This window comes from Bacillus sp. CGMCC 1.60114 (genome assembly GCF_042676365.1).
Classification (GTDB): Bacteria; Bacillota; Bacilli; order Bacillales; family Bacillaceae_G; genus Bacillus_A; species Bacillus_A rhizoplanae_A.
Genome location: NZ_JBHTHG010000117.1, coordinates 120,693 through 138,589, shown reverse-complemented (window position 1 = coordinate 138,589; position 17,897 = coordinate 120,693). Strand labels below are relative to the sequence as shown.

At 34.8% G+C, this 17,897-nt stretch carries 16 protein-coding genes and 1 riboswitch; of the genes, 8 read left to right on the top strand and 8 right to left on the bottom strand.

What is annotated here, in order from left to right:
* The first annotated feature begins 104 nt into the window (after nucleotides 1-104).
* From ACFQZ1_RS19275 to metE, 4 genes are all read left to right on the top strand, one after another.
* Complete coding sequence (locus tag ACFQZ1_RS19275) at nucleotides 105-1,640, top strand: MDR family MFS transporter (protein WP_377883808.1); 1,536 nt, start codon at nucleotides 105-107, stop codon at nucleotides 1,638-1,640.
* Nucleotides 1,641-1,715: 75 nt separating this feature from the next.
* The gene (locus ACFQZ1_RS19270) at nucleotides 1,716-2,276 is read left to right on the top strand and encodes a PadR family transcriptional regulator (RefSeq protein WP_377883807.1); all 561 of its coding nucleotides are present in this window, start codon (nucleotides 1,716-1,718) and stop codon (nucleotides 2,274-2,276) included.
* Between the two features lie 140 nt (nucleotides 2,277-2,416).
* Nucleotides 2,417-2,692: a hypothetical protein gene (locus tag ACFQZ1_RS19265; protein ID WP_377883805.1), complete on the top strand. Its 276-nt coding sequence runs from the start codon at nucleotides 2,417-2,419 to the stop codon at nucleotides 2,690-2,692.
* A 112-nt stretch (nucleotides 2,693-2,804) separates the two neighbouring features.
* A riboswitch (cobalamin riboswitch) is annotated at nucleotides 2,805-2,993 on the top strand.
* Nucleotides 2,994-3,122: 129 nt separating this feature from the next.
* Nucleotides 3,123-5,414, top strand: a complete 2,292-nt coding sequence (gene metE, locus ACFQZ1_RS19260) for a 5-methyltetrahydropteroyltriglutamate--homocysteine S-methyltransferase (RefSeq protein ID WP_377883804.1) — start codon at nucleotides 3,123-3,125, stop codon at nucleotides 5,412-5,414.
* A 162-nt stretch (nucleotides 5,415-5,576) separates the two neighbouring features.
* Here the strand turns inward: metE and comJ are convergent, their stop codons facing one another.
* Both comJ and ACFQZ1_RS19250 read right to left on the bottom strand, forming a co-directional pair.
* Nucleotides 5,577-5,963: a competence protein ComJ gene (gene comJ, locus ACFQZ1_RS19255; RefSeq protein WP_377883803.1), complete on the bottom strand. Its 387-nt coding sequence runs from the start codon at nucleotides 5,961-5,963 to the stop codon at nucleotides 5,577-5,579.
* 42 nt (nucleotides 5,964-6,005) lie between these two features.
* Complete coding sequence (locus tag ACFQZ1_RS19250; RefSeq protein ID WP_377883802.1) at nucleotides 6,006-6,440, bottom strand: NucA/NucB deoxyribonuclease domain-containing protein; 435 nt, start codon at nucleotides 6,438-6,440, stop codon at nucleotides 6,006-6,008.
* Between the two features lie 237 nt (nucleotides 6,441-6,677).
* On the opposite strand from ACFQZ1_RS19250, the gene ACFQZ1_RS19245 reads away from it, so the two are divergent.
* The gene (locus ACFQZ1_RS19245) at nucleotides 6,678-7,439 is read left to right on the top strand and encodes a DUF3967 domain-containing protein (RefSeq protein WP_377883801.1); all 762 of its coding nucleotides are present in this window, start codon (nucleotides 6,678-6,680) and stop codon (nucleotides 7,437-7,439) included.
* A gap of 23 nt (nucleotides 7,440-7,462) precedes the next feature.
* Here ACFQZ1_RS19245 and ACFQZ1_RS19240 read toward each other — a convergent pair whose 3' ends face one another.
* Nucleotides 7,463-8,749 (bottom strand): ATP-binding protein, encoded by a 1,287-nt coding sequence (locus ACFQZ1_RS19240; protein ID WP_377883800.1) that lies wholly within the window; start codon nucleotides 8,747-8,749, stop codon nucleotides 7,463-7,465.
* Between the two features lie 215 nt (nucleotides 8,750-8,964).
* Here ACFQZ1_RS19240 and ACFQZ1_RS19235 point away from each other — a divergent pair, with 215 nt between their 5' ends.
* Both ACFQZ1_RS19235 and ACFQZ1_RS19230 read left to right on the top strand, forming a co-directional pair.
* The gene (locus tag ACFQZ1_RS19235) at nucleotides 8,965-9,165 is read left to right on the top strand and encodes a hypothetical protein (protein ID WP_154710640.1); all 201 of its coding nucleotides are present in this window, start codon (nucleotides 8,965-8,967) and stop codon (nucleotides 9,163-9,165) included.
* 108 nt (nucleotides 9,166-9,273) lie between these two features.
* The gene (locus ACFQZ1_RS19230) at nucleotides 9,274-10,431 is read left to right on the top strand and encodes an aminotransferase A (protein WP_377883799.1); all 1,158 of its coding nucleotides are present in this window, start codon (nucleotides 9,274-9,276) and stop codon (nucleotides 10,429-10,431) included.
* A 38-nt stretch (nucleotides 10,432-10,469) separates the two neighbouring features.
* Here the strand turns inward: ACFQZ1_RS19230 and ACFQZ1_RS19225 are convergent, their stop codons facing one another.
* From ACFQZ1_RS19225 to ACFQZ1_RS19205, 5 genes are all read right to left on the bottom strand, one after another.
* The gene (locus ACFQZ1_RS19225; RefSeq protein ID WP_377883798.1) at nucleotides 10,470-10,700 is read right to left on the bottom strand and encodes a hypothetical protein; all 231 of its coding nucleotides are present in this window, start codon (nucleotides 10,698-10,700) and stop codon (nucleotides 10,470-10,472) included.
* 131 nt (nucleotides 10,701-10,831) lie between these two features.
* Nucleotides 10,832-11,857, bottom strand: a complete 1,026-nt coding sequence (locus ACFQZ1_RS19220; RefSeq protein ID WP_377883797.1) for a LacI family DNA-binding transcriptional regulator — start codon at nucleotides 11,855-11,857, stop codon at nucleotides 10,832-10,834.
* A 288-nt stretch (nucleotides 11,858-12,145) separates the two neighbouring features.
* Complete coding sequence (gene malD / locus ACFQZ1_RS19215) at nucleotides 12,146-12,988, bottom strand: maltosaccharide ABC transporter permease MalD (protein WP_377883796.1); 843 nt, start codon at nucleotides 12,986-12,988, stop codon at nucleotides 12,146-12,148.
* On the bottom strand, nucleotides 12,989-14,290 hold the full coding sequence (locus tag ACFQZ1_RS19210; RefSeq protein WP_377883794.1) for an ABC transporter permease subunit: 1,302 nt from the start codon (nucleotides 14,288-14,290) through the stop codon (nucleotides 12,989-12,991). It lies immediately after the preceding gene.
* Nucleotides 14,291-14,367: 77 nt separating this feature from the next.
* Nucleotides 14,368-15,630, bottom strand: a complete 1,263-nt coding sequence (locus tag ACFQZ1_RS19205; RefSeq protein ID WP_377883793.1) for a sugar ABC transporter substrate-binding protein — start codon at nucleotides 15,628-15,630, stop codon at nucleotides 14,368-14,370.
* 307 nt (nucleotides 15,631-15,937) lie between these two features.
* Between ACFQZ1_RS19205 and ACFQZ1_RS19200 the strand changes: the two genes are divergently transcribed.
* On the top strand, nucleotides 15,938-17,698 hold the full coding sequence (locus ACFQZ1_RS19200) for an alpha-glycosidase (RefSeq protein WP_377883792.1): 1,761 nt from the start codon (nucleotides 15,938-15,940) through the stop codon (nucleotides 17,696-17,698).
* The last annotated feature ends 199 nt before the right edge of the window (nucleotides 17,699-17,897 follow it).

Here is a 17,897-nt window from a genome sequence, read left to right as displayed (position 1 = left end):
ATACTTATGTACGACAAAATAATTTTGCCGAAAAAAATTATTTGTCATTTAGTCAAATTTGACTATAATATAATTTATTGTTGATATATAAAGGAGGGTTATGCTTGGAGGAACAAATAACTCAAAAGCAAGCAAGTAATACAAAGTTCGTTGTAACAGGATTGTTACTGGGAATACTACTAGCAGCAATGGATAACACAATTGTTGCTACTGCAATGCCTACTATTGTAGGTGATTTAGGCGGCTTTGATAAATTTGTATGGGTCACTTCTGCCTATATGGTAGCTACGATGGCCGGAATGCCTATCTTCGGAAAACTATCAGATATGTACGGACGTAAACGTTTTTACATAGGAGGATTGCTTCTCTTTCTAACTGGATCAATACTTTGCGGCACTGCATCTAGCATTGAACAATTAAGTGTATACCGTGCAATTCAAGGAATTGGCGGCGGTGCTCTTATGCCAATTGCATTTACAATTATGTACGATATTTTCCCAGCAGAAAAACGAGGTAAAATGACAGGACTATTTGGAGCTGTTTTTGGAACGTCCAGTGTGTTTGGACCGCTGTTAGGTGCTTATATTACTGACTATATTAACTGGCACTGGGTATTTTATATTAATATTCCATTAGGGATTATCTCGCTCCTTTTAATTACAAAATACTATAAAGAATCTTTACAATATAGTAAACAGAAAATTGATTGGGCAGGTGCTGTTACTTTAATTATTGGTATTGTTTGTCTCATGTTTGCTTTAGAACTCGGAGGTAAACAGTATGCTTGGGATTCAAGCGTAATTGTGAGCTTATTTGCTACGTTTGCTATTATGCTTATTATCTTTTTCTTTATTGAACGAAAAGTGGAAGAACCTATTATTTCTTTCCATTTATTCAAAAAACGTTTATTTGCAGCAAGTCAAGGCGTTGCCTTCTTATACGGTGCAACATTTATTATTTGTACAATGTACATTCCCATTTTCATCCAAGGTGTTCTTGGTGGATCCGCAGCAAATGCTGGATTAATTTTAACACCGATGATGGTCGGGTCTGTTATTGGAAGCCAAATAGGTGGACAGTTATCAACTCGTACAAGTTACCGTAACATTATGATGATTTCTGGTATTTTCTTTATTCTTGGTATGTATTTATTAAGTACATTAACAGTCGATACGTCACGTACAATGGTTACAGTCTTTATGATTTTAGCTGGATTTGGCGTCGGGTTTTCTTTCTCTGTCTTAAGTATGGCTTCTATTCATAATTTAAGTATGAGAGAACGAGGTTCTGCTACATCAACAAACTCTTTCTTCCGTTCACTTGGTATGACACTTGGTGTGACAATTTTTGGTACGATTCAAAATCATGTATTTACAGATAAACTAAAATCTGTTTTCCCGCCAGAACTAGCAAAGATGGCTCCAAAAGGCGGCGATACAAGTTTCTTATTATCTCCAAATGCGGCTGAGAAAATACCACCACAAATTTTAGATGGTATTAAACATGCACTAGCAACCTCTATCGCTGACACATTTTTATGGGCGCTTATTCCTGCCGTACTTAGTATTATATGCATCTTATTAATGGGAAAAGAGCGACTGATTGTACCAACAAATAAGAAACAAAAACAAGTTAGTTAATATGAGCCTCCTCTTCTGAATAGAGAGGAGGTTATATTAAATTTAGTAGTTTGATGTTATTGGAGTTGAAGCAAGATGAGCATGAAATTAGTCATTCTTGGTTTACTTCTTGAAGGAGAGAAACATCCTTACGAAGTGCAACACATTATGAAAGAAAGACAAATGGATTGTTATATAAAATATGCAAAAGGATCGTTATATTACGCCTTCGAGCAGCTAGAAAAACAGGAAGCTATCGCTGTTACACATATCGTACGTGATTCAAATCGTCCTGATAAAACAATTTACCATATTACAGAAAAAGGAAAAGAACTCTTTCATACTCTTGTACTCGAACAAATTCAAGCAAAAAATCATATATATAAACCAATCTACGCCGGTCTTTCCTTTAGTCATTTCAGTGACAATCAACGCATGGTTCCAATTCTTAAAAAGAAAATTGAAGAAACACAGACATTTATAACAACGATGCAAAGCATATATATAAATAATAAGACTGGCATTCCTCGTGCACAGCTTTATATTTTGGAAAATGTTATTGATCATGCTTCTGTTGAATTTCGTTGGCTAAAACAACTGTATAAAGACGCACTAGAAGGAAAACTTTCAGAAATCAATACAGAATTAGATAATTAAACATCGAAACAGTCACCAAAGAGTGACTGTTTTTTGTATTCATAAAAATGGATTTTCTTAAGCGTTTTTTTCCTTTTTTCTTTTTTGTAACCTCTTCCCTTTTTCATTACAATACGAACATATAAAGGAGGTGGCATCTAATGAAGGATAATTTAATTAAACAATATGGATTCTCTGTATACTACCATTCTTATTTACAAAAACAAATCTTATACATACTAATTCTTCGCAGTGAAATTGCTTTTCAATCTCATACATTACATCCAAATGAACAACTAGAACTACTCTCCTATGACCGCTTACTCTTTCATCATGCTCACGATATATATAAACGTATACAGTCTTATTACTATAATATCTCTCATACATACCCATCATCACATTGGTGGTGGCATTTAGAAAATTTTTCATGTTAATGCAATTAAATGTTTTTTCAAAAAATTTATAATATTCATATTTCAAAATAGTAGACAAAATTTAAAATATTATGTTAGAATTTGTTTCAATATCATATCCGCTAGTTACATTCCTTTCCAAAAGGAGATAGGTACACGAAAAGGTTCATTTCGTGTTTAAAAGGGAAGGTTGGTGAAAATCCAACGCGGTCCCGCCACTGTAAGTGCAAAGATTTCTTTCGATATACCACTGTGAAAACGGGAAGGTGATAGAAATCGCTGATGCATGAGCCAGGAGACCTGCCTATTTTAACGGCACTGATAGACTCACGGATGATGAGGAGGTGTTTTTAACGAAAGAGGAGCATTTTCTGCTTCTATGTCTACTTTTCGTTAAAGGCATTTCCGAGTAAACGGAAATGCTTACTTATATTTAGGGGAGGAAATCAAAATGGCAATTCAAACAAGTAACTTAGGGTATCCGCGAATTGGATTACATCGCGAATGGAAAAAATCTTTAGAAGCTTTTTGGGCAAACAAAGTGGATGAACAACAATTTATGAAACAAATGAAAGAGATTCGCCTTCAACATGTACAAGTACAACAAGAAAAAGGAATCGATCTCATCCCAATTGGTGATTTTACATATTATGATCATGTCCTTGATACAGCATGTATGTTTGGATTTATTCCATCTCGTTTTTCAAAGTATACATCAGAGCTTGACGTATACTTTGGTATGGCACGCGGTTCAAAAGATCACGTTGCTTGTGAAATGACGAAATGGTTTAATACAAATTATCATTATATCGTTCCAGAATATGAGGAAGGCTTACATATTTCTCTTAAAGACAATCGTCCACTTCGTTTATATGAAGAAGCAAAACAAGAACTAGGCGTTGATGGTAAACCAGTTATATTAGGACCGTATACGTTTTTAAGCTTAGCAAAGGGTTACAAAAAAGAAAACTTCTCAAACATTTTACAAAAATTAATACAGCCATACATTCAATTGTTACAAGAATTACAGGATGCTGGCGTACGCTGGGTTCAAATTGATGAACCTATCTTTACATCCCTATCAAAACAAGAAATGGGTATAGCGAAAGAATTATATGAAACGATTCGTAAAGCTGTTCCAAATATATCTATTATGCTGCAAACGTATTTTGATAGTATAGAAGAAAACTATGAAGAGATTATTTCATTCCCGGTTACTGGTATTGGACTTGATTTTGTACACGGTAAAGAAGGTAATTTGCGCGCCCTACTACAACATGGATTCCCATCTGATAAAGTATTAGGTGTTGGCTGTATAGATGGTCGTAACATTTGGAGAGCAAACCTAGATGAAATCCTTTCTCTTTTCAATACATTGCAAAAAGCTATACAACCAAAAGAATGGATTGTACAACCGTCTTGTAGTTTACTTCATACCCCTGTTGACAAGACGATTGAAACACACCTTGTAAACGAATTATACGATGTGCTTGCTTTTGCAAATCAAAAATTAGAAGAGCTTACTATTTTACAAAAAGCTCTCGTTCATGGAATAGAAAATATTTCTGATGAATTACAAACATATCGAAATGCTCACGAAGCAATTCAGACTTCAGCAGCTCGTAATCGTAAAGATGTACAATCTACACTATCAACATTACAAGAAGAAGACTTTTCTCGTCCTCTTTCATTTAAAGATCGCTACAACTTACAGCAAAAAGCGCTGAATTTACCGTTACTTCCAACAACAACAATTGGTAGCTTTCCGCAAACAGAAGAAGTTCGTCAAACTAGAAAACAATGGCGTAGCGGTGACATCTCAAATGAACAGTATGAACGATTCATTGAAGAAGAAACAAAAAAATGGATTCAATATCAAGAAGAAATTGGTCTTGATGTTCTCGTTCATGGCGAATTTGAGCGAACAGATATGGTAGAATATTTCGGTGAAAAACTTGCTGGTTTCTCCTTTACGAAAAATGGCTGGGTACAATCGTACGGTTCTCGCTGTGTGAAACCTCCTGTTATTTATGGTGACGTTGCGTTTATTAATGGTATGACAGTCAAAGAAACAGTATTTGCACAAAGCTGTACCAATAAAGTTGTCAAAGGCATGCTAACTGGTCCTGTGACAATTTTAAATTGGTCTTTCGTTCGTAACGATATTCCAAGAAAAGAAGTTGCTTACCAAATTGCACTGGCACTTCGGCATGAAATTAAATTACTTGAATCATCGGGTATTCGTGTTATTCAAGTTGATGAACCTGCACTGCGTGAAGGACTGCCGTTAAAAGAGAAAGATTGGGACACATATTTAGCATGGGCTGTTCAAGCATTCCGCCTTTCTACTTCTTCAGTGGAAAACGAAACACAAGTTCATACGCATATGTGTTATTGTAACTTTGAAGATATTGTTGAAGCAATCCGTCAACTTGATGCAGATGTTATCTCTATTGAAACATCAAGAAGCCACGGGGAGTTTATTGATACATTAAAAGAACATCCGTATGAAAAGGGGATTGGACTTGGTGTATATGACATTCATAGTCCACGTATTCCAAGTATAGATGAAATGTATACAATTGCAGAACAATCATTAAAGGTGTGCGATCCAAAGTATTTCTGGATTAATCCAGATTGCGGCTTAAAAACAAGAAAAACAGAAGAAGTTATTCCTGCATTAGAACATATGGTAAAGGCAGCTGTAAAAGCTCGACAGCTTTTACAAGCAAATGCACGATAAAATTAGAAAACTACTGTCTACATGACAGTAGTTTTCTAATTTTATCGCGCTATTTTGGGGCAGTAAGCCCTCCCACTGATGTGAGTTTCACTTTACTTAACAAAATGAAGAAGGGCTTAAATATGCTATTGTTCGTGAAAAACTACTACACTAATGTAGTGACTAATTCTCTTCAAAAAACAATTCATATCGTACCTTATACAAAGCATCTGCTGAAGGCTCTTCTAAGAGAATTGCTTGCATAGTCACTATATACTCTCCTGACGGAACAAGAAAATGAAGTCGACTTGCTAGCACACTACTTATAAACACTCCTTCTTGTAACACTGTAAACGGAACTGATACTGTTCTTATTGCTTCTTCTTTTTCTACAAATTTCTGAGTAAATACCATTACTTCACATGTATAATCAGATAAGGCTTCAAATATAATCGTTCCTTCAGCCTCAGCATAACCTCTTTCAAAATCTGTATCCGTCCAATCTACATAAGGGGATGTCCTATCCTGATTCATTACTATCAATTGTGCATAAGAAATTGTTAACTCCACTCTTTTCACTCCTTTTTCTATTAAGTGATGCGAAGCAATATATTATTTCACAACAAATTTCACCCGCGTGCCATCAGGGTATTGGTCTAACTTATTACCAACCCATGAACCAGCACCTCGATTATCTGTGGGACTAATATATTCAATATGTGCTCCTTTTCCACCTTCTTTACACATCGCCATTGGCCATTCATCACGATCATAACCTTTCTTTGGTGGGTATGGAGCTAGCGATTGTTTCCTTCTATCTGCGGCACCATTTCGATCAATTGTACAAATATTAGAATGCCCTTCCTGTATTGCGTTTGCAATATGTTTTCCTGTTTCCGGATATCGTTCTTTCGGAAACTCAAGAATTTGGTCGTACGCTACTTCTTTCTTGTTCTTTGATGCTGGCATTATCAGAACTTTGTATCCTCCAATTAATAGGGACAGAATTGCAATGATTGTAATCAAAATACCTTTTACTTGTTTCATCTAGCTTACATCCTCCATTTTCTTCCTCTCATCCTTTCATTATAACAAACTTCATATTCTTATGTTTTCAGACATTATTCTATATTCCTATCTTCTTTTCCATCAATAACATGCCATTTTGTGCAACTTTCCACTAAACATGTAGAAAACTTTCAACCTTCCGACATTTTTTTTCAAAGGAAGTACAAAACCAAAAATGGAATTGGTATACATGATACTTTTTAGGGAGGAAATGTCATGAACGGAGCATATAAAACGAAAGATGTCACAAACAAAACGGGAATCCCCAAAAATATGGTTCGTAAATATAGCCAACTTTTAGAACAACATGGCTATCTTATTGATAAAACTGCTGAATCTCGCACATATAAAATGGATGATTTACGACTACTAAAGCTGATTCACGAACGAGCCGCTACATTGGAAGAAGATATTATGGAAACGATTGCATTTATACTAAAAGAAGAAGAATCTCCATCAGCTTCCCCTCCTACTATTGCAGAAGAAAATACAGACCTGCAATTAAAGGAACAAAACCAAAAATTTGAAGAATTTATGCACAAATTAGATATGCTCGCTCAATTAAACGAAGCAATTATTCATCAAAATTCTACCCTTATTACGCAGAATCGGTTAAAAGATGAAAAGCTAAACGAATTAATGCATCAAGTATATATAAAAGAATCCAAACAAGAGGAAATGTTACAAGATCTTGTAGATCACGCAGCAGAAACTGATGCGCTACAAAAAGAAAAAATGGATTTACTCATGAATCATATGTATAAACGCGAATCCAAGCAAGAAGAAAAAATGAACAAACTTATGAATCAAGTATATAATAAAGAAAGCAATCGTGATGCTCAGCTTATGCAAGTCATTCGAGAAATTCAAGAAACAAAACGATTAGTTGCTGCTTCACAAGAACAAAGTTTATTTAAATCATTTAAAAATTTATTTATTCGATTTAAATCTGAAAAAACAGGAGAAATGAATAAATAAAAGTTACCGTACCTCGGTAACTTTTACTCTTTATGTACTATGTTTTGCATCGCAACCGGTAATGTAATAATCGCTTCCGTTCCTTTTCCTATTTCACTTTTATATACAATCGTACCATTATGAGCTTGTAAGATACTAAATGTAACCATTAATCCAAGTCCTGTTCCCTTTTCTTTCAATGAATAGTATGGCTGTCCAAGTCTCGTTAGCTGCTCTTTTGTCATCCCAACACCGCTATCTTTGACACGAATAACAATAGATTCATCTTTTTGCACTGCAGTCACTTTCAAATACCCTTTATTTTCTTGAATTGCTTCAATGCCATTTTTTACAACATTCATAATCGCTTGTTTTAATTTCGTTTTGTCACCTACCGTATATAATTTTTCTGCAATTTCAACTTGTAGATACACACCTCGCATTGCAGCAAAGGAAGACATTAACGTCGTCATTTCAATAAGCTGTGCTGATAAACAAATATATTCTTTCTTATCGATTTGCGGCCGGGCTAAATTTAAATAGTCTGAAATAATTTGTTCTGCTCGGTCTAATTCGGCTAAAACGAGACGCATGTATTCTTTATTCTTAACATCTTCTGTACTTTCCAACAATTGAATAAATCCACGCACAACTGTAAGTGGATTCCGCACTTCATGGGCCACGCTTGCTGCTAACTCGCTGACAATATTTAATTTCTCAGACTTTTGCATTTCTGTTCGTAACATTGCATTTTCATATAAATATTCCGTTAAATACACTTGGAATGTCATCGTCATAATCATAATAAAAGAGGCAAATATGTATTCGCTATACAAATAAGGCATCATTGGCGTAAAGCCCTTCCCTAACAACAACCCAAATATTTCAAACCCCAAAGAAATGAGTGTATAAAAAGATGCCAACATAAAAGATAAAACAATTTTTTTATTTTTCGGAAACGCACTCCATTTTTTAGACAATAAAAAAGGGATAACAGAGATACAAATAATTTCTAATAACCGAAACCAGCTTAAACCATTCAGAAATCCATCGTATAAAATAGCCATTACAGCTGGAAACATACCAACTGAACCACCATACAAAAATGCACTAATTATTGGAATTTGATGAAAATCATAATTGCAGGTTCCTCCAACACAAATTGGATATGTCATTGAAAGGATAAGCGTAGTTGTTGATAATAATACAATAAAGTAGCGATTGGGCTTTTGAAGCATGCTTTGATAGCGATTTAAACGAATTGCTTCATACAAAAATAACGGCAAAATGATGATAGCAACTTGAATCATTAAATCACGGATAAGTCCCATCCCCTCATCCCCTATATTCATTTTGATATGATTATACCATTTTATTGACAAATTTGTTTTATTTTTTAGACTATTCTCAATATTATTGTAAACAATTTGTGGAAATTAATTCACAAATGTTACAACTTTTCAAAATGATTGTAAACTATGTATCAAATTGTCCTTGCACAAGATACAATAAATACAGGTTAAGAAATCGATTGGAGGAAAATAAAATGACAGGAACTGCGCTCGTCTTAAACGAGGAAAATCTTGTTGTACTAGAAAATGTTGAGAAATCGGTGTATAAAGAATTACAAGAGCAAACAGGTACAAACAATTGTGCATGCTCTATAAACAACTCAGTAATACATCTAGGAAAAGTTTCTTCCGTTCTTTGGAGTGAGGACGAAATCGATTGGGAATACGGTTATTAAACAAAAGATCGCTTTAGCGATCTTTTTTGTTTGTAGCTTTTCAAAGCGATTATATGATAAATATGATACAATAAAAAGAAATTTTGCAACGGAAGAAAGGGAGACAACATGGAACAGTTTATTAATCCTCGTGTAAAGGATATTCAAATTTCTGGAATCCGCCAATTTTCTAACATGATTCAAAATTATGATGATCTAATTTCACTAACAATTGGGCAACCCGATTTCCCAACTCCTTCTTTAGTGAAAGAAGCTGCTAAACGTGCTATTACAGAGAACTTTACAAGTTATACACATAATGCAGGTTTATTACAACTTCGCCAAGCTGCTTGTGATTTTTTAAAAGAACGCTATGATTTAATATATTCTCCGGAAGATGAAACAATTGTAACTATTGGAGCAAGTGAAGCAATTGATATCGCCTTTCGTACAATTTTGGAAGAAGGAACTGAAGTAATCTTACCAGCGCCTGTCTATCCAGGTTATGAACCTATTATTCGTCTATGCGGTGCAAAACCTGTTTTTGTAGACGTCCGTGACACAGGATTCCGCTTAACAGCAAAAGCGCTCGAAAAAGCAATCACAAACAAAACCCGTTGTATTGTATTACCATATCCATCAAATCCAACTGGTGTAACGTTATCAAAAGAAGAATTAGAAGAGATTGTTACAGTATTAAAAGATAAAAATATCTTTGTTCTTTCCGATGAAATTTACAGTGAACTTGTATACGAGGATAAACACATATCCATTGCAAATTTTCCAGAAATGCGAAATAAAACGATTGTCATTAACGGTTTATCAAAATCTCATTCTATGACAGGATGGCGCATTGGTTTTTTATTTGCACCAAACTTCTTAGCAAATCAAATTTTAAAAGTCCATCAATACAACGTTACATGTGCAACCTCAATTGCTCAATATGCAGCAATTGAAGCATTAACAGCAGCAAAGGATGCTCCCCGTATGATGCGTCATCAATACAAAAAGCGTCGTGATTATGTATACAACCGTCTTGTACAAATGGGATTAACTGTTGAAAAGCCAACAGGAGCATTTTACCTATTCCCTTATGTCGGTAATTTAACTTCCTCTTCTTTTGATTTCGCAATAGAACTTGTGAAAGAAGCTAAACTCGCAGTTGTTCCAGGTTCAGCATTCTCTGAGTACGGTGAAGGATACATTCGTATTTCTTATGCTTATAGTATGGAAATGTTGAAAGAAGGCTGTGACCGTTTAGAAATGTTTATACAACAAAAAAACTAAGAGGAATACCCTTTCCCCTTAGTTTTTTTGCATTTATACTATCTTTTTTTCTCTTTCCAACCATCTCTTATGATAAAGAAACCAAATAATCCAACAGTTATCCAGCCAACTAGTGTCACTATATATTGAATGAAATTGATTAGTCCATCTAATGCATAAATAGAGAAATAATGAAAACCTGTTGTTAATGATTGGTCCATTACTCCAGCAAGTACTGTCCATAACCAACCAACAATAACCGCAAAGAAATACTTCATTGATTTATCCATCTTCTTCACCTCCTATATACTATTGTATGTTTACCATACAACTTAGCTCTAGGAGAGAAGACTACCTTTAAAAATATTTCATTTTATAATTTGTTTACATTAATCTTATCTATACAATACTATCTTAGATTCTATTTCAATATTTCATTACACGTTTGGCGTTTCACCAATTTATGTGGAATAATAATACACTTCGGCGAAGTCTCACAATGTTCGACTTTATCAACTAAATATCTTGCTGCTTCGTAACCTAATTGATAAATATTTACATCAACTGTTGTTAATGGTGGAGTTGCTATTTCAGATAATAATACGTTATTAAAGCTAACAATAGAAATATCTTTCGGCACAGAAATTCCCTTTTCTGATAAAGCACTTAATACACCTAATCCGATCAAATCATCCGTTGCAATAATAGCTGTTGGCTGTGCATCAAGTGTCATAAGTTCTTCTACCGCTTTTTGACCACTTTCTCGTAAAAAACCAAGATTTAAAACATACTCAGCTGGCAAAGAAATATCAGCTAATTTTAATGCATCTGCCATTCCAGCGAGGCGGTCTTTCGTAACAAGTAAATCTGAATCACCACCAATAAAAGCAATTCGTTTATGTCCAAGTGAAATTAAATATTCCGTTACTTCCCGTGCAGCTGCATAGTTATCATTATCGATATATGTAATCTCTTCTTTTCGTTCATACGGTTTACCAATGAGAACAAACGGAAAATTTTGTCCATGTAAATATTCTAAAATACGGTCGTTCATACGGGAATATAAAAGAATAATGCCACCGATTTGCCTTCCCTGCACCATTTTCACAACACCATTAAAAATCTCTTCTTCCGTTTCTCCAGTTGACATATATAATGAATATTCTTCTCCATGTGCAAATGAGCTAATCCCTCGAATAACTTCTGGAAAAAATGGATTTTGAAACGCTTTACTCGCAGAGCTTGGCATAACAAGTCCAATCGTTTTTGTTGTTTGATTTGCAAGACTTCTCGCATTTAAATTCGGGTGATATCCTAATTCAGCCATTACTTTACGAACGCGTCGTTTTGTTTTCTCACTAATGCTCGGATTATCAGCAATAACACGTGAAACCGTAGAAGGAGCAACATTTGCTTTTTTTGCCACATCTTTAATTGTAACTGTCATAAATTTGTTCCTCCTTTCTTTTTTATCTACATAATTTATACAAGTTATCTCTATTTTTATCCTGCTATTGGCGGACAGTAACCCCCACTGATGGACGTTACACCTTATTCCATTCATAAAAACTTCTATTAATGTAAAGCTATATCTATATTTTCCCTCTTCATGTATTGTAAGGGATAGAGCCTTATTTTCCTATACTATATACTATTTTTTTTAAAATTACCCTGTTCTTATGTCATCTAAACCAATATTCCTATTAAAAAAGATAAATGGAACATAATGCCCCATTTATCCCTTCGTTCCCCCAGCCGTTAAACCAGAAATAAAGTATTTTTGCAATGATAAAAATAAAATTGAAATTGGTATTGCAATTAATACCGATCCTGCTGCAAATGTTGTAAACTCATTACCGAATTTTTTCGCTACCATTTCGTATAATCCAACGGCTAACGTATAATTTTCAGGTGTACGCAAAATAACACTTGCTAAAATAAAATCAGTAAATGGACCAATAAAGGTAAACAACGCTACAACCGCAATAATCGGCTTTGCTAAAGGCATAATAATTTGCCAAAAAATCCGAAAATGTCCTGCTCCGTCCATACGGGCTGACTCGTCTAATTCTTTTGGAATTGTATCAAAGTACCCTTTCATAAGCCAAGTATTCATCGGAATTGCACCGCCAACATAAATTAAAATCAATGCCAAATGTGTATCAATTAACCCTGTTAACTGTGCTAATATATACAATGCAATTAATGCTGAAAAGTTTGGAATCATTTGAAGAACTAAAAACGTTAGTAACCCATTCTTTCTTCCGACAAAACGATATCTCGAAAACGCATATGCTGTAAAACTAATTGACAATACAGAGAAAATCATTGTCAAAACACTAACCTTCAACGTATTTTTATACCAAAGTACATAGTTACTTTGCGAAAGATCCAATAGTTTTCTATAATGATCCAACGTTGCATTTTTAGGAATGATACTTGATCCCGATAAACTATCCCCTGGATTAAACGAAGAACCTATAATCCATAATAATGGATAAAAAATAATAACACACATTATGAAAATTACGAAATAGCTTAATGAAAGCCGTAACATCTTCTGTCGTTTGATATTCATTTACATCATATCCTCTTCTTGGAATGATTTTGTTCTTTTAAATTGCCATAAAGCAACCGAAATAACGATTACCGATAAAATCATCGTTAGTGCTGCTGCTTTTCCATATTGAGCTGATGTCATCGTTAACTTATAAATCCAGGAAATTAAAATATCCGTTCCACCTGCATTTTGTCCCGCTACAGCTGGACCACCACCATTAAACAGATAAATAATACTGAAATTATTAAAGTTGAATGTATATTGCGTAATTAGAATAGGAGCTGTCGCATATAAAACGAGCGGCAATGTAATTTTACGAAATTGTTGCCAAGCTGTCGCACCATCTACCGTAGCAGCTTCATACAATTCACCTGGAATCGATTGCAGTATACCTGTCGTCATCGCAAAAATAAAGGGAAATCCGAGCCATGTTTGAATAAAAATTAAAGCGATTTTCGACCAAAATGGATCTGTCATCCAAGCAATGTTTTTGATTCCAAATAGAGCTAACACTTGATTATTAATTGCTCCAAATGATTCATTAAACATGCCAGCAAATACAAGAATAGATACAAATGCTGGAACAGCCCAAGGTAAAATGAAAATTGTACGAATTACTGCTTTTCCTTTAATACTTGGTTGATTTACTAAAATTGCCAAGAAAATACCAAGTGCAACTTGTAATGTCGTTGCAATAAAGGTCCAAATCACAGTCCAAGAAAATACACTTACAAACGTATCTCGCCACATTGGCATTGTAAAAATATCAACAAAATTTTTAAACCCAACCCAATCTACAAGTTTTGCAGGAGGAGAATGATATAAATCATAGTTTGTAAATCCAATTAATATAACGAAAACAATCGGAAGTACAACAACAAAAACTAATAGGAGAAAACCTGGTGAAACCATCAAATATGGAAAACCTTGATCCAATAAATGATGATATTGCTCTTTCACGGAGTTTAGCGGTATTCCTACATCACGCTTTTTCCCATTTTGATACGCATCATATAAATTAAAGGCATATACACCTAATCCAAATACAATAACGATAAGTGCTAAAATACCTTTTACTAGTAGAAAGATAGAGTGATCCCGAGGAACTTCTGTACCAAGCGTTACAATTCCCCACAATCCTATATTTAATAAATCAGAAAATGCTACAAAAAATGAGCAAGTTAATACAAGAAAAATAATACCTTTTACATATTGTTTATTGTACAGTTGACCAATACCTGGAATGATGGACAATGCTGCAGCTGTTTTTCGATGTTTTGAACCGTTTACCGCATGTGTTGTTTCAAAGGATGTTTGCATAGTTCTTCCCCCTTTTTTCTTCCCCTTGGAAGGAGGAGAATTCGTGCCTCTTGTCTACAAAAGGCACGAATTCTATATTATTTTTTCTTACTATGATTTGCTTCAATGTTTCCTTTAATTTGTTTCACAGCCTCATCAAGTGCCGCTTTTGGTTCTTGTTTACCTGTTACAATTAATTGCAGCGCATCACCAGCTGGTTTCCAAACTTCTTGCATTTCTGGAATATTCGGCATTGGAATACCATTTTCTGCTTGTGCCACTACTGCTTTTGCAGCTTCGTTATTTTTAATAATTGGGTCTTCCATAACTGATTTCACTGGTGGAATTTCTTTTGTTTTTTCAAAACGAATCTTTGCATTTTCTTCATTTGTCACCCAATCAGTGAATTTTGTTGCTAGATCTTTATTTTTTGAGAAGCTTGTTACATGCCATCCTTTTACACCAACAAATGTTTTCATCGGCTGACCATTTGGTAATTTTGGCATTGGAGCTACACCATAATCAATTCCTGCTTTTTCCATCGCCTGGAATGCCCATGGACCATTCATAATAGAAGCAGCTTTTCCTTCATTAAATAATCCGTCTGCAGCTGGTCCGCCAGACTCACCGATAATTCCTTCTGGAAATAGTTTTTCTTTATACCATTTTTGAATATATTCTGCACCTTGTACTGCACCGCTATTATTTAATCCAATATCAGTTACATTTGGTTGTCCGTCTTTCTCACCAAATACATAACCGCCCATACCAGCCATAAATGCATTCGCAAAATAGAAGTTATCTCCTAATGCTAAAAATCCATATTTCCCGTCCTTCGTAAATCCTTTTGAGAAATTAAATAGTTCATCCATCGTTTCTGGTGCTTTTGGCATTAATTTTTTATTGTAAATGAATACAGGTGTTTCAATCGCTTTCGGTAAACCATATAATTTCCCATCATATGTTTGCGCTTTTAGTGACAAATCAGTAAATCTATTTTTAACAGAATCATCCACTTTTATCTCAGAAAGTAATCCCTCTGTTGCTGCATCCCCAATTTGATCATGCGGTAATGTTACAACGTCTGGCCCTGTACCAGCTGGACCATCAAGACGAAGTTTTTTTACTTGTTCTGTCATCTGAATCTCGACAACTTTTACTTTTACATTATATTTCTTTTCAAAACTTTTTACGGCTGGGTCTAAGCCAACACCTTTTTTCTGATCTTCCCAAACAAGAAGATCATAATCTTTTTTCTCCTTGCTCGCTTCCTTTTTCCCTGAATCTTTCGGTCCGCATGCCGATAACATACCGATTGCCAAAGCTGAAACTGTTAATAAAGATAACGCTTTTTTCTTCATCCCTTAATACCTCCCCAAATTATGTATATAGTACTCTAACTAATGAAAACGTTTGCAACTAATAGTTTAATAGAAGCACAAACAACTTCCCAATCTATGAAAACGTTTGCGCTATTTGTCTATTATTATACATACTTTTATATGTTTTGCAAATAATTATTTTTCAAAAAATTTATGCAGTTATTCTTTATATTCATTGACTTTATATGGAATGCGTACTACCCTTATAAGCAATATTAAAATTATATAAAAAGCAATCGTTTGCAATATATCCTTATTTAAAGAACTAGTAAAGGGGGATTTTTATATGTTGAAAGAAGCAATATACCATAGACCAAAAGATAATTACGCATACGCTTACAATGAAAAAACAATTCATATTCGGCTACGTACGAAAAAAAATGACGTAGATGTAGCATCCTTCATTCATGGTGATCCATATGAATGGCAAGAGGGAAAATGGGTATCAAAAAAAATGCCAATGAAAAAGAGTGGCTCGACGGATTTATTTGATTATTGGTTTGTATCAATTGAACCAAAATTTAAGCGCTTACGATACGGATTCGAACTGAAAAGCAGTACTGAAGCTATCGTTTATACAGAAAGAGGCTTTTTCTCTGAAGCACCAACTGACGACGTCGGCTATTACTTTTGCTTTCCATTTATACATGAAAAGGATGTTTTTACGGCTCCCCCATGGGTGAAAGATACAGTATGGTACCAAATTTTTCCAGAACGATTCGCTAATGGAGATTGTACATGTAGTCCAGAAAACACTCTTCCTTGGGGCAGTACAGATCCAACTGCAACAAACTTTTTTGGCGGGGATTTCGCCGGCATTATGAATCACCTTGATTACCTTGTAGAACTTGGTATTTCCGGCATTTACTTCACTCCAATCTTTACGGCACATTCTAATCATAAATATGACACGATTGACTATATGGAAATCGATCCTCAATTTGGAACGAAAGAAACATTTCTGAAGCTTGTGGAAGCATGTCATCAACGCGGTATAAAAATTATGCTAGATGCCGTTTTTAATCATAGTGGATACTTTTTTGATAAATTCCAAGATGTTCTTGAAAAAGGAGAAAACTCTTCCTACAAAGACTGGTTTCACATTCATGAATTTCCAATTGTAACAGAACCTTTGGCTAATTATGATACATTTGCTTTTACACCGTATATGCCAAAACTAAATACCTCTCATCCAGCTGTAAAAGAATACTTACTAGAAGTAGGACGTTATTGGGTGCGAGAGTTTCACATTGACGGGTGGCGACTTGATGTTGCTAATGAAGTCGATCATAGCTTTTGGCGTGAATTCCGCAGTGAAGTAAAGGCGATCAATCCTGATGTCTACATTTTAGGCGAAATTTGGCATGACGCCCTTCCATGGCTACAAGGCGATCAATTTGATGCCGTTATGAGTTATCCTGTTACAAATGCTCTTCTGTCTTATTTTGCAAATGAGACCATTCGGGCAAATGAATTTATGTACCAAATTACCGAATCTCTCCATTCATATTCTATGAATGTAAACGAAGCTGCTTTTCATCTATTAGACAGCCACGATACACCACGAATTTTAGCAACCTGTAAAGGCAGTAAAGAAAAAGTAAAATTACTCTATGTATTCCAACTCTCTTTCATCGGTTCGCCATGTATTTATTACGGTGATGAAATTGGAATGGATGGGGGGATAGACCCAGGTTGCCGAAAATGTATGATCTGGGATGAAGATAAACAAGATAAAGAATTATTTCAGCATATACAAACATTAATTTCACTTCGAAAACAATATAAGGCCTTTGGTGGACACGGTTCATTTCAGTGGATTGAAGCCAATAACAAACACAATTATATTTCTTATATAAAAACGTACGGAAAAGAAACAATATTATTTGTTTTAAATCCAACCAATAATGAAATTACAGCTCCGATACCTTTTAATATTGGTGGTAAAAAAATTGTAAATCTGTACACAAAAGAAGAGTTTTCCGCTGAAACAAATTCATTACTGGTTACACTTCCGCCATATGGATTTTCCATTTTAACATGGTAAAGCATAAAAGCCTTGTATAGAAAACAAGGTTTTTACTTTATTTAAGACGCAGCAATCATTCTAACGATTCTATCACGTTCTACAACTTTTTATCCCGCTATTCTTGGGCAGCAGACACCCACCACCTCAAAATTGAGAGAAAGGCGAAGAAGATAGGTGGAGGATAACTTCTGGCATGCACCCGATTGGCGAGGCTTTC

Coding starts and splice junctions, on each gene's coding strand:
- ACFQZ1_RS19270 (WP_377883807.1), top strand. CDS start 1,716: ATGAGCATGAAATTAGTCATTCTTGGTTTACTTCTTGAAGGAGAGAAA.
- ACFQZ1_RS19265 (WP_377883805.1), top strand. CDS start 2,417: ATGAAGGATAATTTAATTAAACAATATGGATTCTCTGTATACTACCAT.
- metE (WP_377883804.1), top strand. CDS start 3,123: ATGGCAATTCAAACAAGTAACTTAGGGTATCCGCGAATTGGATTACAT.
- ACFQZ1_RS19250 (WP_377883802.1), bottom strand. CDS start 6,440: ATGAAACAAGTAAAAGGTATTTTGATTACAATCATTGCAATTCTGTCC.
- ACFQZ1_RS19245 (WP_377883801.1), top strand. CDS start 6,678: ATGAACGGAGCATATAAAACGAAAGATGTCACAAACAAAACGGGAATC.
- ACFQZ1_RS19240 (WP_377883800.1), bottom strand. CDS start 8,749: ATGGGACTTATCCGTGATTTAATGATTCAAGTTGCTATCATCATTTTG.
- ACFQZ1_RS19235 (WP_154710640.1), top strand. CDS start 8,965: ATGACAGGAACTGCGCTCGTCTTAAACGAGGAAAATCTTGTTGTACTA.
- ACFQZ1_RS19230 (WP_377883799.1), top strand. CDS start 9,274: ATGGAACAGTTTATTAATCCTCGTGTAAAGGATATTCAAATTTCTGGA.
- ACFQZ1_RS19225 (WP_377883798.1), bottom strand. CDS start 10,700: ATGGATAAATCAATGAAGTATTTCTTTGCGGTTATTGTTGGTTGGTTA.
- ACFQZ1_RS19220 (WP_377883797.1), bottom strand. CDS start 11,857: ATGACAGTTACAATTAAAGATGTGGCAAAAAAAGCAAATGTTGCTCCT.
- malD (WP_377883796.1), bottom strand. CDS start 12,988: ATGAATATCAAACGACAGAAGATGTTACGGCTTTCATTAAGCTATTTC.
- ACFQZ1_RS19210 (WP_377883794.1), bottom strand. CDS start 14,290: ATGCAAACATCCTTTGAAACAACACATGCGGTAAACGGTTCAAAACAT.
- ACFQZ1_RS19205 (WP_377883793.1), bottom strand. CDS start 15,630: ATGAAGAAAAAAGCGTTATCTTTATTAACAGTTTCAGCTTTGGCAATC.
- ACFQZ1_RS19200 (WP_377883792.1), top strand. CDS start 15,938: ATGTTGAAAGAAGCAATATACCATAGACCAAAAGATAATTACGCATAC.